This is a genomic window from Kribbella sp. NPDC000426, from assembly GCF_040300265.1.
In the GTDB taxonomy this organism is placed as follows: Bacteria; Actinomycetota; Actinomycetes; order Propionibacteriales; family Kribbellaceae; genus Kribbella.
Window position 1 is genome coordinate 801,115 of record NZ_JBEPDK010000004.1, and the last position, 17,244, is coordinate 818,358.

Here is a 17,244-nt window from a genome sequence, read left to right on the forward strand (position 1 = left end):
AGGAGGTAAGCGATGCCCCTTCCCGTGCTGACCAGCCGTCTGGCACTCCGCTGGCCGATCGAATCCGACTACACCGCCCTGTGCACCCTGTGGACCGATCCACGAGTCGCCCGCTTCATGGACGACTACGGCCCCCGGACCCCCGAAGCCGTCCGCGAATGGGTCGACACCCACGCCGGCAACCCCGGCAACGGCACCCACGTCCAACTGATCATCACCCGCCGCAGCGACGCCGAAGTCCTCGGCTGGATCGGCCTGGGCGCCAGCATCGATCCCCTGGCCACCTGGAGCTTCGGCTACGCCGTACACCCCGCCCACAGATCCCACGGCTACGCCACCGAGGCCCTCCGCGCGGCCCTCGCCTACTGTCACCAGGACCTGGCAATCCCCACCCTCTGGGGCGAGTGCCACCCCACCAACACCGCCTCAGCCCACGTAATGCTCACCGCCGGCCTAACCCCAACCACCCCCGCGCAAAACGGCAGCCCCCGCTTCCTCTCCACCCCCAAAACCAACTAACCACCAACCGGTCCCCATCTCACCCGCCTCGCCAAAGCCCCGGCAACGCCATCCGCTCCAGAGGGTCGCTCCACCGGCAGGGCCTGGTCCATCCGGAGGCGCTGCCCCCGGCCGGCACGTGAGCCAACCCCCCCCAACAAACCCGGCGGCAAGCCGACCCACACACCCAACCCAGCGGGTGAGCCAACCAGGCAAACCCAACCCGGCGAACGAGCCGACCCGCAAACCCAACCCAAACCAGCGAGCGCCCCCGACGGTGAGCCGAGCCCAGCAAACCCAACCCAGCGGGTGAACCGCCCCGCGGCGCCAACTCAACCCACCTGGTGAGCCGACCCGCGGCACCGACTCAACCCGCATGGCCGGGGAGCGAATCGCAAACGCAACCAGGGCCCCTGAGCGAGCTGCACACCCACCCCCGTGGGTGAGCCGACCCACAAACCCGACCCAAGCCGGTGAGTTAACTGCACACCCGACCACCGCCGCCGAGCGCAGCGAAGGCGCAGGGGGTGCGGGTGGCGGAGCCCCCGCTCGCGGCGAGCGCAGCGAAGCCGCACAAATGACGAAGGCGAGGCGGTCAGCGCAGGAACTGCGCGACACACCTCGCCTATCGGCTTCGTGGACGATACTGGGATCGAACCAGTGACCTCTTCCGTGTCAGGGAAGCGCGCTACCGCTGCGCCAATCGTCCGAAGAAACGCTCAGTTTGACCTGAGGTTCTCGAGGTGGAGACGGGATTCGAACCCGTGTACACGGCTTTGCAGGCCGTTGCCTCGCCTCTCGGCCACTCCACCACTGAGTAAGCTGGCTTTGAGAAAGCTGGCACTGAGAAGTTGGCCCGCCGAACCCTCTCCGAGCGGACGACCGGGTTCGAACCGGCGACCTCAACCTTGGCAAGGTTGCGCTCTACCAACTGAGCTACGTCCGCGCTGCGACCGGGTTCCAGTGTCCCCCGGCGCGAAAAGAACATTAGCCCATCCCGGGCCGACTTCAAAAATCGGGGTGCCCCGGCAGGTCGACGTACCGTCATCAGCCGGTCACCTCGCAGTACCGGATCCCCTGCGCACTAAGGTGTTGCGCGGAAGGAGCACCACATGCGTATCTGGCTCAACGGCGCCTTGCTGGACGACGAGGCGACCGTCTCGCCGCTCGACCACGGGCTGACCACCGGCGACGGCGTCTTCGAGACGATCAAGGTCGAGAACGGCCGCCCGTTCGCAGTACGACGGCATCTCGAGCGACTCGTCCGTTCCGCGGTCGGGCTCGGTCTGCCGACTCCCGACGTCGCGGCGATCGAGACCGGCATCGAGGCCGTGGTCGAGCCCGGGATGCAGTTCGCGCGGCTGCGGGTCACGTACACGGGCGGTGTCTCCCCGTTGTCGTCCGATCGCGGTACGTCGGGGCCGACGATCCTGCTCGCGACCCAGGAAATCAAGCGGCCGTCGGCGACGTCCGCGATCGTCACCGTCCCGTGGACCCGCAACGAGCGCAGCGCGGTCGCAGGCCTGAAGACCACGTCGTACGCCGAGAACGTCCGCGCGCTCGCGTACGCGAAGGAGCGCGGCGGCAGCGAGGCGATCTTCGCCAACACGATCGGCAACCTTGCCGAGGGCACCGGCTCGAACATCTTCTGCGTGTACGACGGCGAGCTCGTCACGCCGACGCTGGAGTCGGGCGCACTGGCCGGCGTGACCCGCAGCCTGATCCTCGAATGGTTCGGCGGCACCGAACGCGACGTACCGCTGGAGCAGCTGTTCAAGGCCGAGGAGATCTTCCTCACATCGACCACCCGCGACGTCCAAGGCATCCACCGCATTGACGACCGCGACCTCCCCGCCCCGGGCACGATCACAGCCCAGGTCGCCAAGATCTTCGCCGAACGCTCCGCCGAAAACCCCAACCCGTAACCGGCCATCACAATCAGCCCGGTCCGGTCGCCCGCCGCCAGCAGACGCCGGCGTTGTGCCGTTGTGCTGGCCTGGGGATCCGCCCCGGACCGCCACCACTCACCAACCTGACGCCGGCAAGCCGAACGGCCGGTCGCCAGGTGGCGGCCGGCCGGTTGTGGCGAGCTTGGTGAGTGGTGGCGGTCCGGCTACTCCCCCGAGGCCTTACGGCGCTCGCGGTAGGCCGCTACGTGCAAACGGTTGCCGCAGGTGCGGGCGTCGCAGTACCGCTTGGAGCGGTTCCGTGACAGGTCGATCAGGGCGTCGTCGCAATCCGGCGCCTCGCAGCGGCGGAGGCGTTCGCGCTCGCCGGCCGAGATCACCTGGGCAAGCGCGATCCCGCACTCCACCGTGATCCGGCACGCCAGCGACGCGCCGGCGCGGGAATAGTGGATGTGCCACGGGTGCCCGTCGTGGTTGGTCAGCCGCGGAGTCGACGTGCCGCGGGCGATGATCGCGTTGATCATCGTCGCCGCGGACGCGTCGGAATCCGTGGTGAACACCGGCGCGAACAGCGGCCGCAGATCACGGACCTCGGCCAGGTCCTTGTCCGTCAACGTGTCGACCGCGCTGAACTCCCGCTCCTGGACGAACTTCTCCAGTTCCTCGAGCGTCTCCAGCGAGTCGACCTGGCTGTTCGGTCCGGGCATGGTGTTGACGAGCCGGACCAGCGTCCCGAGCGCCTGCTCGGTGTCGTGCGAGAAAGTCACAATCACGTCTCCAACGCGACGGGATCTCCGTCCTGCAGCAAGAGTAGCCCGGCCCGATTAGATCGTCGCTGCAATCATGCGCTAAGGTTTCACCCGCACCACCCCACAAGAAACACCAGCACCACCATCCGGGCGATTGGCGCAGTGGTAGCGCGCTTCGTTCACACCGAAGAGGTCACTGGTTCGAACCCAGTATCGCCCACGTTGGGTAAGTGCAGATCAGAGCGGGGACCCGGGCTCAGCCCGGGTCCCCGCTCTCGTCGTTTCATCCCCTCATCTGGCAGCGAAAAGGCAGCGGACGCCCGAGAACCAGCTCCTGCGAGGCTCCCTGGACACGGGTGCAGATCATCAGCGTCACCGTCGCCCGCTCGCGTCCATCACCCGCTGTACGTCGAGAACCGTGACGCCCGAGGTGATCAGCCACGACACGTACGAGTCCCGCAGATCGTGGAACGGCAACCCGCCGTCAGCTCGCCGAGAGACCGCCGTCACGACCTGCGCGCGCATCTTGATTGACTGTCCACCCTGACGACCCAGCCGCCGTCCGGCGCATCGACGTCGTCGCCGCTCGCACAACGAGGTCTGGCCTGTCTCACGTCACCAGGAACCGCCAGACCGCTCGCTCCCTGGACGGCGACGCCGATGGACCGCCGGTCCGCAGGTCATGTCTGTGCGCGAGTCTTCGCCCCCAAAGATTGGGGTCGGTCAGTAATGGTGGAGGCCGCTCAACGGCTGGCGGAGCCCGACAGCTCGAAGACCCCCTGTCGCGCGACAGCAGCTTGGCTGCACCGTGCCCGGTCTCCACTGCCTCCGTCCCGGCAGAAGTCGCGCCACCAACCAACGTTCTGCGAAGTCAGTCGAGAACAGTCCGACGCTATGGCGGGTGGCGAACCATCCGAGTGCCTGCACGCCTTCCATCCGGGGTTCCGGAAGGACAGTTGCGGATGCTCGAGCTGTGGATGAGCTCCTAGGCCTCCGCCACGGTGGTCTTCGAGACCGTAGCAATCGGGTGCTTGGAGCGGCCGTTTAAATGCGTTCTCGGCACGTGTTACATGTCCTGGTTAACGATTCGGGATCGAATTTCAGGATTGTCGGCAGCGGCTGGAGATCGTCGCGTTTCACAGAAAGATGCGGCTGGGAGTCTAGCCAATTCCGGGGTAAGCATTGGTAGCATCTCGCCACGACGTTCGAAGGATCACAGGGGGGAAACCGTGACCACGCAAGTCGACCTTAACGAGATCCGCCGTGCCATGATCGAGGCACAGCGGGAGCAGAACCCATACCCGACCGATCCGGCGAAGACCGTGAGTGTCACGCGGAACGGGCACATCCAGATGGGGCTTGGCGACGACCCGGTGCATACGTCCAAGGTTCAGCAAGGAACCTTCGCCTCGGCGCCCAGCGACGCAACGGTCGCCTCACAGAAACTTCCACCCAACGCCCGCTGGATCGAGGCCGGAGGTGTGAAGGGCTGGGCCTACACGATAACTACCGAGCTCGGCAATCCGTTCAGCATGCTGGCATACAACAACGGCTCGGAGTATCGCGTTCTCCTACTTTCCCCCGAGATCGAGGGAAAGTACAACGCACACAACGCGCATCTGTATGCGAATGGACACATCTGCCTGCGCGAAGGCGGCGCGAACGGCCAGCCGACATTGGAAGAGGCCTACTCCAAGTCCGTGCTCTGGGCCAACGGCATGGATTTTCATATGGCCGGATACGACTTCCCGTTCTCCGCGAACAACCTCTGACGCCGGCATGACGATCAGGATTACTGACTACGCCGTTCACCGCATCAACGAGGCCCTCGGCGAGAATCCGCCGGAACAGGGCGGTGTACTGTTCGGTCCACCCGAATCCACGACCGTGACATCGTTCGTCCACGATGTTGGCGCCCAGACCACCGGGTCCGTCTACCACAACAGTCCGTGGATCATCGCGGAGATCGAGCGCATCGAATCGGTGACGCCGGCAACCTTCAAAGGTGTGGTGCACTCACATCCGCACTATGTGCCTCAGCCCTCGTCACAAGACCTGCGGGAGTATACGGAGACACTTCGTAGCAATCCGCAGATGACGGCCTACGTGGCACCGATCGTCACGCACGACGTGGCGACGCCGCCTGCCAGGCACGAGTTCCTCCTGGGACAGGCACGTTTCTCGTTCTTTCGCGCCGAGCGGTCCTTCACTCATGAAGCCACTCTCGTGGCCGACAAACCGCAGGTCATTCCGGTGGCGGAGTCGCTCGAGGCAGCCGGAGCCTCGTTCACTGCGGAGCCTGTTCTGGTGCCTAGCGGCGATCAGATCTACCTCGGTGGACAGTACGATTTTCCTGGTATCGGCTCCGTCACGGTCATGTTGCCACTCGACTACCCTGCCTCACCGCCGCTGATCTATGACGAGGACGATCGGCCTCTCTCGCTGAGTTGGGATCTGCAGGCCCCCGGTGCCGAGCGACTGCGGCTTGCACTCCGGAATCACCTCACGGAACGCTCCGGTCCAAAAAAAGAGCGGCCCGGCGGAACGACGATGCGAGCCGCCGGGGACCTCTTCGCACGATCGCGAGGCATTCTGTCGACAGATCTCCGGAACCGGCAGGTGCTGGTCGTAGGCTGTGGTTCGGTCGGCTCCTACGTCGCTGAACTCCTGGTCCGTGCCGGCGTCGAGAGCCTGACGCTGATCGACCCCGATATCGTCGAACCCGGCAACCTCGGACGATCGCTCTACTCGGTCAGCGACATCGGTCTGTCGAAAGTGGCAGCACTGCACCGCCGAATCTCGGCGATCAACGCGTCTGCACGGGTGGACGTTCATCGCGCCGCCTTGAGCGACCTCGATCCGGACCTACTTGTCTCAGCGATCCGCAGAAGCGACCTCGTTGTCGGAGCGACGGACGACAATGTCGCACAACTGCGGACCAGCCAACTCGCCTACTGGTCCGGAACACCGTCTATCTATCCGGGGCTCTACAGGGGCGCGCACGGTGGAGAGGTGATCCTCTCGATTCCTGGCGGTCCATGTTGGGACTGCTCGACCGCTGGCGTGCGTGAGAGCAACGGCGAGGCACGGACAACGGACTATGGGACCGGCAGGCTCGTAGCCGAGCCAGGACTGTTGGCAGACATCCATCACCTGAGTTCGGCCGCGTGCAAGCTCGCTCTCGGGCTGCTCGAACATGACCCGTCAATGTCGGTCAGCCAATTGATGCAGGCAGCTATCGACCAGCGACTCACCTATTTGCTGATGGGCATGGCGCCGAACTACTGGTTATTCCCCGAAGCGCTGTCGTCGGCCTGGGGGCAGCTCGCGTTTCAATCGATCTGGATGCAGGCCGAGAGCAGACCCGAATGCTCGACGTGCGGTGACCTCGACGATCGACTCGACCCGATGTCCGTGTCACGCACACCCTCAACCGTCGACCGCGGGCCGCTTCTCCAGGCACTTCTCGCCGAGCGGCAGAAAGGACCGACAGTCCTCGACGAGATCGGGCCGGTCTAGATGCGACTCACATCCCACGTCTTCTGGTACCCGGACATCGGTTCTCTGGACGACGCGCGTCTTGCCTCTGCCCAAGGCGGTGTACTGGATGCCATCGCCGACGGCGTCGCGCACTTGCCAAGTGACTCGCTTGTCGAGGTCAGCTGTCACTTCGGCAACGGGACGATGGACTCGTCCATATCGGTCGAATCCGACAGCATCGATCCCGACACGGTGCGGCGTTCGTTCCAAGGATTGCAGCGTCATGTCGGCCTCGAACCCTGGGAACCGACGGTGAAGCCATCCACAGCAGGAGCCACGCGACTGCAGATACAGGTTCAAGGCTCAGGGCGTCGCGACTCGACGATCGGCCGCTGGCCGGCGTTGTCCGGGTTCTGGAGCGCGATCGCGCCTCGCCTTGCCATGGGCAACGAAGCTCTCGAGTTGACGGTCCGGCTCCGGAAGACAAGTGTGAGTCGCACGGACCTGACCATGGCGCAGCGTCGGCTCGAACGGATCTCCCAACGAGAGGGGCACTCGGCACCCGAGGTACGCACGGCCCTCCAGGGACTGCGTGAATCCGTCGGGCTGGTACAGGTTCAGATGCTGCTACGAGGCTCGCAGAACAAGGCAGCTCTGCTCGCAGTCGCACTGCAAGGAGCTGCGACCGCCGACTGTCAGGGGCAGTACTTCGCTCGCACGAGCGTTCCGGGTGATCGGGATGAAATCGCCGCGCCGACCGAACAGCGGATCAGAGCACTGCTGGCCGGCGACATCGTCAACTCCCGCACGATGTCCACTCTCGTCCCGATACCGGTGCTCTCTTCGGCACAGCCTCTCCAGGTTGCACGTCGGTCCATCACGCGCAACGCCTACACACCGCACGTACGGGCCGCCGGCTCGCTCCTGCTGGGTCGTACAGATGCCGGCGAAGCATTCCGGTTCCCCGTGCAGGACTTGGCGCAGCATCTGCTGGTCACCGGACTCACTGGATTCGGCAAGTCGACGACTGTCAGGTCAATGCTGCAGCAACTATGGGACGACTTAGGAGTTCCCTTCCTGGTTGTCGACCCGCTGAAGGACGACTACGCCGACATGGTCCTCTCCGCGCCGACCGGCGATCCGGCATCGGGAACGCGACGTCGTGTCCGTCGGATGGATCTCGGGAACAACGGGCTTCGGATCAACCCTCTGGCGGTCCCGGACGGTGTTGATTCCGCCTCGTTCGCGAGCGTCCTGGTCGAGTGCTTCGACAGCGCTACACGCCTGTCGGAGACCTTCCCGCTCGGCCTCGCCGTACTTCGGAACGCGGTCCAGAACCTGTACTCGAAATGGGCGGCGAGCGGGGAAAGCCAGGGATGGCCAACACTCGCACATCTGTACGCCGAGGTTCTGGCGGAGGTGCACAAGGAAACAACCCACACCGAGACAGCGAATGCGCTCCGCCTCTCGCTCACGAGCCGGATCGAGAGTCTTCTCACCGGGGCCAACGCCGACATCTTGTCCGGCGGCCCGACCGCAGGCATCCGCTGGGAGGAACTGCTGTCGATTCCGACCGTCCTAAGTCTCGGGGCTTACGACGACAACACGTCGAGGTCCACAGCGTTCGCATTCATCCTGGCCGGGCTGATCGCATATCGACGTCGGCACCCTGCGCCGCCTGCCAGTCATGTTGCGGTGCTGGAGGAAGCGCACATGGTGCTCGGCTCGTCGAACGAATCCGCGGCATCGGCGGTAGCCGAAGCCCTTGCCACACAACGAAGTCTCGGTCAGGCCTACATCCTGGTCAGTCAGGTACCGCGCCACCTGCCCGATCTCGTCTTCGATCTGTTCCCCAGCCGGTTGACGCACCGCCTGGCAGCCGGCGAGGGTCTGGACAGGGTCGCTGCCGCAATGGGTGTGACGGATCCCAGTGAAATCGCCGGCCTCCGCTGCGGTGAAGCCCTCGTTGTCAACGCCAACGGGTACTTCCAGGGGACCCGGCTGATCATCGACCGACCGGTGAACGAGCATGAACCAGCACCGGCCTGGGTTCGTCGGGACGTTGTCGAAGCCACTCCCCCAGAGCGCATTTGGTGCTCGCGGTGTCCTGCGCCGTGCACTGGCACACAGTGGCTCGACGTCCTGCCGAAGGTGTTGGCCGGTGAGGTCGGGGCGACGACCGACAGCTTGCAGGACCGAGCGATACGGATCGCTCGCAAGCTCCTCGTGCTCCCGGAGATCTCGACGCGTTCAGAGGACCTCTCGGAGGCAGCGGTGCGCGTGAGGTTGTACTGCACCTTGTCGCGTGGTCTGACGCTGCTGACGTCGTACAGCGACAGCCAAGCGCGCCAGAGCCAGGACGTCGCACGATCAGTCGCGGACGGCATTTCCGCATCACTAACGCATCGCCGTGCCCATCCGAACGCGCCCCGCGTGAGCTCGTGAACAGGAACCGACAATGGACATTACGACGCTTGTCACCGGACCGTACCCGCTGGACCAGAGAACCTTCGATGTACCGGAGGCGACGTTCGCGGTCGTCTTGCTGAACGGCAAGGCGTGGGACGTCCGAACTCCCGGCCGGACCGGCGGGGTATGGTCCATGCTCTTCAACCGAGGACGCGCCCTGCCCGCTGTCGGCAACGTCCAGTACCTGCTGTTTCAGGCCTCGCCGGTAGCTGTGACTGTAGTCGAGAACGATGTCCGGCTTGCCGACGGCGCCCGCGTAGAAGCGGTCGCCGACATCCTCGCGCAACCGGTCTGGGCGTCCAATCCTGCTCAGCTCCTGGAGATAGTCCGGACCTACGGCCTCAACACAACAGCCTACGTTGCTGCTGCGACCGCCTCCCTGCAGGCTGATTTCAGGGCGCTCCTCCGCGCCGCTGTCGATGGTGAGGAGCACGCCACACTGCACGCAGGCCGCGACGCCCGCGACACGCTGCGCCCAGGGGGTGAACGAGGAGTGATGCAGGTGCTCGAAGTCCTCGACATCCGCTTTACACGAGACGCGCAAGTCGTAGCGCTCGAGGATCTCGAACGACAGTTCGAGATCGAGGCAGCCCAAGCCAGGGCGGAGGCCGACCTGTTCAGCCTGCAGCGAGGTCTCGCGATCGCGCGTGCCGAACTCGCCAACGACATCGGTTCGAGGCAGGCACTCTCTGCGGCAGACACCGACCGTCTGGTAGGAGAGATGTACGGGATCCCGGCCTGGGCGGTCGCCTTCCCGGACCAGTACGCGGCGGAGCGTGAGCGGCATCAGCAGCTGCTCTCGAATCTGCTGACGGAGTACTCGGACGTGCTTCCACTGTTCGCCGAGTTGTTCGACGAAGATCCTCGTGATGTGCTCGCGCAACTGGCCACCGGCGGATTGACCACACCGTCCACAACAGGCACAAGCAGCGCAGCGCAGAATGCCGGCATGGACTCGAGCCAGGAAGCCACCTCCCAGCTCGAGCCGAAGGCCACCGGTCCCAGGTGGAACGTCGAGCCATCGGTGCAGCGGCGGCTGGACCTCGTCATTCCCGAGATCCCGGTCGTCGGCGTCGCGCCGGCCGTGATCTGGAACGAAACCCGCGAGCTGACGATCGTCGTCGCACATGCAGAGTCCGGCGCGCGCGAAGGTCTTCGGAACTCGGACACGACGCTCTCCGGTGGGCGCTTGCTGGACGTACTTATCGTGGTCGACCGGCCCGACAAGATCGCCGTCGTCACCGACATCGTTGGATATATCGGTGGAGTCACGGCCACGGAGATCGCGCTCGATATCAGCGATCAGCCCGACAAGAGCATCGTGCGCGTTTCGTCGGTGTCCAGCACTCGGGTGGTCGACGACCAGGCGGCCAGACTCGCGCGACTGCTCAACTCGTTGACCGTTCTCACCAAGGACACCTCGCCGACGATCGTCGTCGAGGTCTAGACGATCAGCCAGAAGGGCCGAGGCGATGACTGACACACCGGATCCGGGATCACTCCGCGACCAGTACGACCATCTCGCCGGCCTGATCGACTCCGGCAACCAGGCCGACGCCAGGCGCGATGCCGGCGAGTTCGGCGAAGCCGTCGTGGACGGTTTCATCGAGGCGGTCGACGGCGGACATCACCTGGACCAGCACACTCCCGAGTCCAAACCGCAGGGTATCGACGCGATGTACCTCAGTGACACCGACGACCGCGTCCATGTCGCCGAGGACAAGACAATCGCCTGGGGTGACTACCACGCGCCGTACATGAGTCGAACCGTCGACGGCCGCCAGAACGACGACAACTGGGTCGCCGACCGCTCGCGCGACACACAGCTCGACATCGAGCCTGACCAGATCGGTCACGGCGACGATCAAGTCGGCAAGGAAGTGTTCCAGGTCGACGTACCCAGCGACACCCTGGCGCGCTACGGGGTGGAACCCGACGGTTCTCTCGAGTCCAACGCGCCCGACGAGATCTACTCACTGAGCGACGTCATCGATGCCGTGGACGGCTGGAACGGCGTCGAAACCGACGAGGCCTCCGCAGACACAGCTCAGGACGACGCCGAAGCGGGCGAGTCTGCAGGCGAACAGGCGAGTGGCTGATCCATCAGGAACCGGCCGAGCAGGGGGTTGATGAACGTGAGTGACGCACCGAACCTCAGCGCAATCCGCGCCGCGTTCCGCGACGGCGGTCCCCGAACGCCACCAGCCGGGGACCAACCGCGTCGGACGCGGTTCTGGATCGTAGGGGTGGTCCTCGCGGTCGTACTGACGCTCCCGCTCCTACTCACCGCGATGCCGGTCCTCGGTTGGGGAAATCCGCCGGATACCCTTCAAGGCGCTCTGAACCACCTGCCGACGCACAACTCAGCATCCAGCGGCAGCAAGACGGAGGCGATCGCGGTCAACTCCTGGTCTGCGATCAACCTCTCCAGCTCGACCGCGGTCGTCGCGACTGTCTACCTGTCACAAAAGGGCGACCTTACAAAGCCGCAGACAGCCCCGCATGTCTACTTCCTCTATCCCGGCAACGACAGCAACCCCAACCACATCAAGGCGAGGATCGGAGGCAAGTCGTATATTGCGTATCCGAGCCTCGGCCCGGCTACACCGCTCAATCTGGGCAAGAAGACGACTCAGCGAGTCGTCCCCGGCATGAACTGCGCCGCGATCGGCTCGAGGAATGTCCCACGGACTGCCTGCTCGGGCCTCCTTGCTGCCCGGGTCCCCCGATCGATCGACGTGACCGACGGAATCATCGCTTACGGCTCGTTTCGAGGCGGCTCGCTGACCGTCGCCTCGATGGCCCGCCTCTCCGGCGCCCAAAGGATTGCCGCGTGCTGGATGGTGGCTTGCTAAACCAGTAGCGCCGAGGCTGCCCGAACGCGATCAGGCGTTGTCCAACTGATCCATCAGGTCGGCGTCGAGTTGGAGTTCGGTCGCGGCTAGTGCCTCTTCGAGTTGGTTGAGGGAGGATGCGCCGAAGAGGGGGACGACGTTGTGGTGTAGGAGCCAGGCCAGGACGACCTGGTTTGGTGTCGCGTCGAGGGTGCGGGCGGCTTGGCGGAGGGCTTGGTAGCGGGCGTACGCCGTGGGGTGGGCGTAGCGGGGCTCGAAGGGTCGGTCGGGGCGTGTGTATGAGCCGGCCAGGAGAGGCTGGTAGGCCACCAGCGTGACGTCCGGGTGCTCTGACAGGTAGTCGAAGTGCTCGATGCCTGCGTGTTGGTAGTGCGGAGTGCCGTGGCGACGCTGGCCCTGGAGCGAGGGCGGGTTTGGCCAGAGGTAGCTGGAGTGCTGCTGGATGACGGAGTACTGCGCGACGCCCTGTGCGGCAGCGGTTTGCCGAGCGCGGTCGAGGCGCCACGTGGCCGTGTTGCTGCAGCCGATCGAGTCGACGAGCCCGTCCGCGGCCAGGCGGCCGACGGCGGCGACGGTCTCGTCCAGCGGCGTACCGCGGTCGTCGATGTGCGCGTAGTACAAATCGATTTGCTCCACACCTAGCCTGGCAAGACTGCCCTTGACCGCGTCGCTGATCGCAGACGAACCGAGCCCTTCCCAGTGAGCGTCACCGGGATCGCCGGGGACGGTCGTCCGCGCACCGCACTTCGTGGCGATGAACAACTCGTCGCGGTTGCCGCGCTCCCGCATCCACCGCCCGAGCAGCTCCTCGCTGTCACCGCCGTGCCCGTGCCACTGGTTGTAGTTGTTCGACGTGTCGATGAACGTCCCGCCCGCCTCCACGAACCGATCCAGAATCGCGATCGCGGTGTCGCTCGGCGTCGACGTACCGAAATTCATCGCGCCCAAGCAGAGCGCACTGACACTCCGTCCATTCCCAAGAGTTCGAGACAACATGCCCTCCAGCCTGCTTCCTGGAGCGCGCTCGAGGTCAACCCACCCGGCACAATGTCGCGATGAAGATCTTCAGGCGCGGCGGCGGGCGTGATCCTCGTCAGGTGGCGCAGGAGTTTGCTGAGGCCGTACAACCCGGGGACGCCGAACGAGCGGGTCGGCTGGCAAAGGAGCTGACCGAGGTGCTGCCGCGCTCGTTCGGTGCGTGGTTCGAGGCGGGGATGTACTCGAAGGCGCGGCAGGAGTGGGCGGATTCGGCGGCACGGAATCGGCGGGCGGCAGAACTGATCACCGATGCGGAGCGGCGCGAGTTCGGAGGCGCAAACCCGGCCGCGTGGAATCTCGGGATCGCTGCGACCGCTCTCGGCGACTGGGCGACCGCTCGGTGGGCCTGGGCGGAGTACGGCATCGACACGATCGAGCCTGGCGCAGGGCCGATCGACCAACACTTCGGGCTGACGCCGATCCGGCTCAATCCGGACCGGCCGAGCCTGACACATCAGGTCGTTCCGGCGTACGGCGACACCGAGGTGGTGTGGTGCTGGCGCCGCAGCCCTGCGCATGCAGTGATTTCGAACGTGCCCTTACCGGACAGCGGTCACCGGTTCAGGGACGTGGTACTGCATGACGGCGAGCCGAAGGGGCACCGGAACGACGTGCCGGTGTTCGACGAGCTCGCACGGCTGGAGGAGTCGGGCCTGTCGACCTGGCAGGCGCAAGTGGTCGGGGCCGACGCCGACGACAAGGAAGCCCTGGCCGACCTCGCCGGCCCAGCGGGGCTTGGGGTCGACGAGTGGTCCGGGATCCGGCTGATGTGCTCGGAGTGCTCCCACGGGTCGCCGGAAGCACACCAGCATGCAGCTGCAGCTGCGGACGCCGTCGTACTCGGCCTGGCCGGGTCAGAGGAAGACGTACGCGGCTGCCTCGACAGGTGGTTGGCCGAGCGGCCGCATGTCAGCTTGTCTGAGTTGTCGTTCCTTTGGTGAGTTAGACGAGCCAGACGCCCTTGTCCATCAGCACGCGATCTTTGAGTTCGTTCACTTCGCGCCAGGCTTGGATTTTCGTGGGGGTGACGCGAAAGAAGGGGTAGTTCGGGAGGGGGCGCGGGTCGAAGCCGGCTTTGGTGGCGAAGGACTCGGCCTCGGCTTCGGTGGCGTCTGTGACGGCGGCGGTGCCGGTGATGTGGATGACGTCGCGGACTTGGCCGATCGTCAGCTGGACCTTGGGATTGGTCTGCAGATTGCGGGCCGTGGGGTTGGTGACGGTGGTGGAGAGCAGCAGGGTGTCGTCGGACCACAGGAACGACAGGGGCATCAGGTACGGCGTACCGTCCAGCGAGGCTGTTGACACCCAGGCGTCGACGTCCTGGTCGAAGCGGCGCAACATGTCCTGCTTGCGTACGGGCAGCGGGCGCGGTGGTGCCGTCATGGCGTGCTCCTCTTCGTTCTGATGTCACATGTGGTCCCGGTACTACGTCATCGGGATGACGGCGCTGGGCCGGGTGGTGTGACACGTGGAATGGTGATGGACATGGACGCGGACGACTGGCTCGCGACACGGTTCGAGCAGAACCGGGACCGCCTGCGGGCTGTCGCGTACCGGATCCTAGGCTCTGAACCGGAGGCCGAGGACGCCGTCCAGGAGACCTGGATCCGGCTCAGCCGCAGCGACACCGCCACCATCGACAACCTCGGCGGCTGGTTGACCACCGTCGTCGGGCGGATCTGCCTCGACATGCTGCGCACCCGCCGCGGCCGGCCCGAGCTGCCGGTCAGCGACCACTCCCCCGTGCTCGCGGACGGCGTCGTACCCGATCCCGAGCTCGAAGCAGTCCAGGCGGACTCGGTCGGGCTCGCGCTCCTTGTCGTACTCGAGACACTGTCGCCGGCGGAACGGCTCGCGTTCGTACTGCACGACCTCTTCGCCGTACCGTTCGAAGACATCGCGCCGATCATCGGCAAGTCGCCGGCGGCCGCGCGGCAGATCGCGAGCCGGGCTCGCCGCAGAGTCCGCGGTACGCCGGAACCGTCCAGCGTCGACGTCGTCCGGCAGCAGGAAGTGGTCAGCGCATTCCTGGCCGCCGCCCGCAACGCGGACTTCTCGGCCCTGCTCGAGGTGCTTGATCCGGAAGTCGTCGTACGGGCCGACGCCGGCGCATCCGAACGCGGGATCGCGGCGAGCATCGTCGGGCACGACCGCGTCGCCCGGGCCTTCAACGGACGGGCACAGGCGGCGAAACTCATGCTCGTCGACGGGATGCCCGGGCTGGTGTGGATGCAGCGCGGCGAACCGGTCGTTGTGTTCTCTTTCACGGTCGTCGACGGGCGTGTCGCGACCATCAACCTCCGCGGCGATGCCGACTACCTGCAAACCGTCGATCTCGAGGTGTTGGCGTCCTGATCGGACGGCGTGGCGAGTGGACACGATCGCTGTGACTCGTGTGACGGATGAGGTGCGATTCACGCTCGCCGTACCCGAATGACAACAGGGTGGAATCCGGTTTTTGTCCGGGCGGAAAGTGCGCTACTGTTCTGCTCTCGCACCGAGGGAAAATGCTCGGGGTGATGCGGACGTAGCTCAGTTGGTAGAGCGCAACCTTGCCAAGGTTGAGGTCGCCGGTTCGAACCCGGTCGTCCGCTCGGAGAGGGTTCGGCCCAGCTTTCTCACTGGTGGAGTGGCCGAGAGGCGAGGCAACGGCCTGCAAAGCCGTGTACACGGGTTCGAATCCCGTCTCCACCTCGAACCTCAGTATTGTTGAGATTCCCGGACGATTGGCGCAGCGGTAGCGCGCTTCCCTGACACGGAAGAGGTCACTGGTTCGATCCCAGTATCGTCCACGAAGCCGATAGGCGAGGTGTGTCGCGCAGGTTCTGCGCTGACCGCCTCGCCTTCGTCATTTGTGCGGCTTCGCTTCGCTCGCCGCGGAGCGGGGGCTTCGCCACCCGCACCCCCTTGTGCCTTCGCTGCGCTCGGCGGCGGTGGTCGGGTGTGCAGTTAACTCACCTGCTTGGGTTGGGTTAAGCAGTTCGTTCACCGGCGTCGGCTGGGTTCGCAGTTCACTCACCGCCCTGGTTGCGTTTGCAGCTCACTCGCCGGCGTCGGCTGAGTTTGCAGTTCGCTCACGGGTCCGGGCAGGGTTTGCAATTCGCTCACTTGCCCGGGCCGGGTTTGCAGTTCGCTCACCGGCCCGGGTTGAGCTCGCAGTTCGCTCACCGGCCCCGGGCTGGGTTCTCGCCTCGCTCACCCGCCGGGGTGAGATCGCAGCTCGCTCCTCGCCCGGGCGGGGAACGCAGGTGGCTCACCCGCCCGGGCCGGGTTCGTAGGTCGCTCACCCGCCCGGGCCGGGTTCGTAGGTCGCTCACCCGCCCGGGTCAGGTTCGCAGGTCAGTCAGGCGCCCGGCGTGGGTTAGCGGCGGGGTTGGGTTGTTATGGCTAGGAGGAGTAGGGCGGCTCCTGCGGTGGAGACGGGGGTGGGGTGTTCGTGGAAGAAGGTGATGGCTAGGGCTGTGGCTGCTATGGGTTCTACGAGGGCTGTTACTGATGCTGTTGCGGGGGTGAGGGTGGTTAGGGCCTTGTAGAAGAGGGTGTAGGCGAGGGCTGTGGGGACTAGGCCGAAGTAGGTGATTAGGAGCCAGCCTGTGGGGGTGGTGGGGAGGGCGGCGAACGGTAGGAGGAGGACGGCTCCTACGGCGAAGCCTAGGAATGCGTTGGTCAGAGGGTCTGTGGTGTTGCGGTTGAGGATGGTTGTGGTGGCGTAGCCGGCGGCTGAGAGTAGGGCTGCGGCTATGCCTAACGCGTTGGCTGAGCCTGTGTCTGCGGTTAGGAGGGTGAGGCCGAGCAGGGCGACCGCGATGGCGGGGGTCAGGCGTTCTCTGGTTGCCAGGGTGATGAGGACGGGGCCGGCGCCTAGGGCTATGACCGTGGCGATTCCTACGCCTACTCGTGGGATGGCGGCGAAGTAGCCGAGTTGGCAGACGGCCAGGCCGATACCACTCAGGACGTGGCGGAGCGGGTTCGCGGCGATGACTGAGCGGATCGAGGGGCGGCGGAGGGCTTTGCGGGCCAGGGCCAGCCAGAGGGCGGCTGCGGTGAGGCGCCAGAAGGACGTGGCGGTCGGCGTCAGGCCGGCGTACTGGGACAACAGCGCGCCGGTGGGGCCGCCGGTGCCCCAGGCGAGGCCGGCGAGAACGACGTACACGAAGGCACGTCTGGTCGAAAGACGGTGCATCGGACACTCCGGATGTTCGCAACTGGTGATCGGGGCGTCTGCGAACAGCCCGAAGAAGCCCGGCG

At 65.5% G+C, this 17,244-nt stretch carries 15 protein-coding genes and 7 tRNA genes; 14 read left to right on the forward strand and 8 right to left on the reverse strand.

Annotation, left to right across the window (positions count from 1 at the left end; genetic code table 11):
- Positions 1-12 precede the first annotated feature (12 nt).
- Positions 13-519, forward strand: coding sequence for a GNAT family N-acetyltransferase (locus tag ABT313_RS23095; RefSeq protein WP_350857301.1), 507 nt, complete (start codon positions 13-15; stop codon positions 517-519).
- A 616-nt stretch (positions 520-1,135) separates the two neighbouring features.
- Here the strand turns inward: ABT313_RS23095 and ABT313_RS23100 are convergent.
- From ABT313_RS23100 to ABT313_RS23110, 3 genes are all read right to left on the reverse strand, one after another.
- A tRNA-Val gene (locus tag ABT313_RS23100) sits at positions 1,136-1,207 on the reverse strand.
- A 32-nt stretch (positions 1,208-1,239) separates the two neighbouring features.
- Positions 1,240-1,310, reverse strand: a tRNA-Cys gene (locus ABT313_RS23105).
- Positions 1,311-1,371: 61 nt separating this feature from the next.
- Positions 1,372-1,444, reverse strand: a tRNA-Gly gene (locus ABT313_RS23110).
- Positions 1,445-1,610: 166 nt separating this feature from the next.
- On the opposite strand from ABT313_RS23110, the gene ABT313_RS23115 reads away from it, so the two are divergent.
- On the forward strand, positions 1,611-2,423 hold the full coding sequence (locus ABT313_RS23115) for an aminotransferase class IV (RefSeq protein WP_350857304.1): 813 nt from the start codon (positions 1,611-1,613) through the stop codon (positions 2,421-2,423).
- Between the two features lie 188 nt (positions 2,424-2,611).
- Here ABT313_RS23115 and ABT313_RS23120 read toward each other — a convergent pair whose 3' ends face one another.
- Positions 2,612-3,178 (reverse strand): CGNR zinc finger domain-containing protein, encoded by a 567-nt coding sequence (locus ABT313_RS23120; RefSeq protein WP_350857307.1) that lies wholly within the window; start codon positions 3,176-3,178, stop codon positions 2,612-2,614.
- A 124-nt stretch (positions 3,179-3,302) separates the two neighbouring features.
- Between ABT313_RS23120 and ABT313_RS23125 the strand changes: the two genes are divergently transcribed.
- Positions 3,303-3,374, forward strand: a tRNA-Val gene (locus ABT313_RS23125).
- A 152-nt stretch (positions 3,375-3,526) separates the two neighbouring features.
- Here ABT313_RS23125 and ABT313_RS23130 read toward each other — a convergent pair.
- Positions 3,527-3,679: a hypothetical protein gene (locus tag ABT313_RS23130; protein WP_350857310.1), complete on the reverse strand. Its 153-nt coding sequence runs from the start codon at positions 3,677-3,679 to the stop codon at positions 3,527-3,529.
- 704 nt (positions 3,680-4,383) lie between these two features.
- On the opposite strand from ABT313_RS23130, the gene ABT313_RS23135 reads away from it, so the two are divergent.
- The 6 genes from ABT313_RS23135 (at position 4,384) to ABT313_RS23160 (ending at position 11,958) form a co-directional block, all read left to right on the forward strand.
- Positions 4,384-4,926, forward strand: a complete 543-nt coding sequence (locus ABT313_RS23135; protein WP_350857312.1) for a hypothetical protein — start codon at positions 4,384-4,386, stop codon at positions 4,924-4,926.
- Positions 4,927-4,933: 7 nt separating this feature from the next.
- Positions 4,934-6,673 (forward strand): ThiF family adenylyltransferase, encoded by a 1,740-nt coding sequence (locus ABT313_RS23140; protein ID WP_350857315.1) that lies wholly within the window; start codon positions 4,934-4,936, stop codon positions 6,671-6,673.
- Positions 6,674-9,079, forward strand: coding sequence for an ATP-binding protein (locus tag ABT313_RS23145; protein ID WP_350857318.1), 2,406 nt, complete (start codon positions 6,674-6,676; stop codon positions 9,077-9,079).
- A gap of 13 nt (positions 9,080-9,092) precedes the next feature.
- On the forward strand, positions 9,093-10,550 hold the full coding sequence (locus ABT313_RS23150; protein WP_350857321.1) for a hypothetical protein: 1,458 nt from the start codon (positions 9,093-9,095) through the stop codon (positions 10,548-10,550).
- Positions 10,551-10,575: 25 nt separating this feature from the next.
- Positions 10,576-11,202 carry a hypothetical protein gene (locus ABT313_RS23155; RefSeq protein WP_350857324.1) on the forward strand — a complete coding sequence of 209 codons (627 nt, stop codon included), beginning with the start codon at positions 10,576-10,578 and terminating at the stop codon, positions 11,200-11,202.
- Positions 11,203-11,394: 192 nt separating this feature from the next.
- The gene (locus ABT313_RS23160) at positions 11,395-11,958 is read left to right on the forward strand and encodes a hypothetical protein (RefSeq protein ID WP_350857326.1); all 564 of its coding nucleotides are present in this window, start codon (positions 11,395-11,397) and stop codon (positions 11,956-11,958) included.
- Between the two features lie 30 nt (positions 11,959-11,988).
- Here the strand turns inward: ABT313_RS23160 and ABT313_RS23165 are convergent, their stop codons facing one another.
- Complete coding sequence (locus ABT313_RS23165) at positions 11,989-12,954, reverse strand: aldo/keto reductase (RefSeq protein ID WP_350857329.1); 966 nt, start codon at positions 12,952-12,954, stop codon at positions 11,989-11,991.
- A gap of 59 nt (positions 12,955-13,013) precedes the next feature.
- Here ABT313_RS23165 and ABT313_RS23170 point away from each other — a divergent pair, with 59 nt between their 5' ends.
- Positions 13,014-13,937 (forward strand): hypothetical protein, encoded by a 924-nt coding sequence (locus ABT313_RS23170; RefSeq protein WP_350857332.1) that lies wholly within the window; start codon positions 13,014-13,016, stop codon positions 13,935-13,937.
- A 1-nt stretch (position 13,938) separates the two neighbouring features.
- Here the strand turns inward: ABT313_RS23170 and ABT313_RS23175 are convergent, their stop codons facing one another.
- The gene (locus tag ABT313_RS23175; RefSeq protein WP_350857335.1) at positions 13,939-14,379 is read right to left on the reverse strand and encodes a pyridoxamine 5'-phosphate oxidase family protein; all 441 of its coding nucleotides are present in this window, start codon (positions 14,377-14,379) and stop codon (positions 13,939-13,941) included.
- Between the two features lie 102 nt (positions 14,380-14,481).
- Between ABT313_RS23175 and ABT313_RS23180 the strand changes: the two genes are divergently transcribed.
- From ABT313_RS23180 to ABT313_RS23195, 4 genes are all read left to right on the forward strand, one after another.
- Entirely contained in the window at positions 14,482-15,351 is an 870-nt protein-coding gene (locus ABT313_RS23180) for a sigma-70 family RNA polymerase sigma factor (RefSeq protein WP_350857338.1), read from the forward strand.
- Between the two features lie 166 nt (positions 15,352-15,517).
- Positions 15,518-15,590: transfer RNA gene (locus ABT313_RS23185), tRNA-Gly, on the forward strand.
- A gap of 29 nt (positions 15,591-15,619) precedes the next feature.
- A tRNA-Cys gene (locus tag ABT313_RS23190) sits at positions 15,620-15,690 on the forward strand.
- Between the two features lie 26 nt (positions 15,691-15,716).
- Positions 15,717-15,788: transfer RNA gene (locus ABT313_RS23195), tRNA-Val, on the forward strand.
- A 569-nt stretch (positions 15,789-16,357) separates the two neighbouring features.
- On the opposite strand, the gene ABT313_RS23200 is transcribed toward ABT313_RS23195, so the two are convergent.
- On the reverse strand, positions 16,358-17,149 hold the full coding sequence (locus ABT313_RS23200) for an EamA family transporter (protein ID WP_350857341.1): 792 nt from the start codon (positions 17,147-17,149) through the stop codon (positions 16,358-16,360).
- Positions 17,150-17,244: the final 95 nt, after the last annotated feature.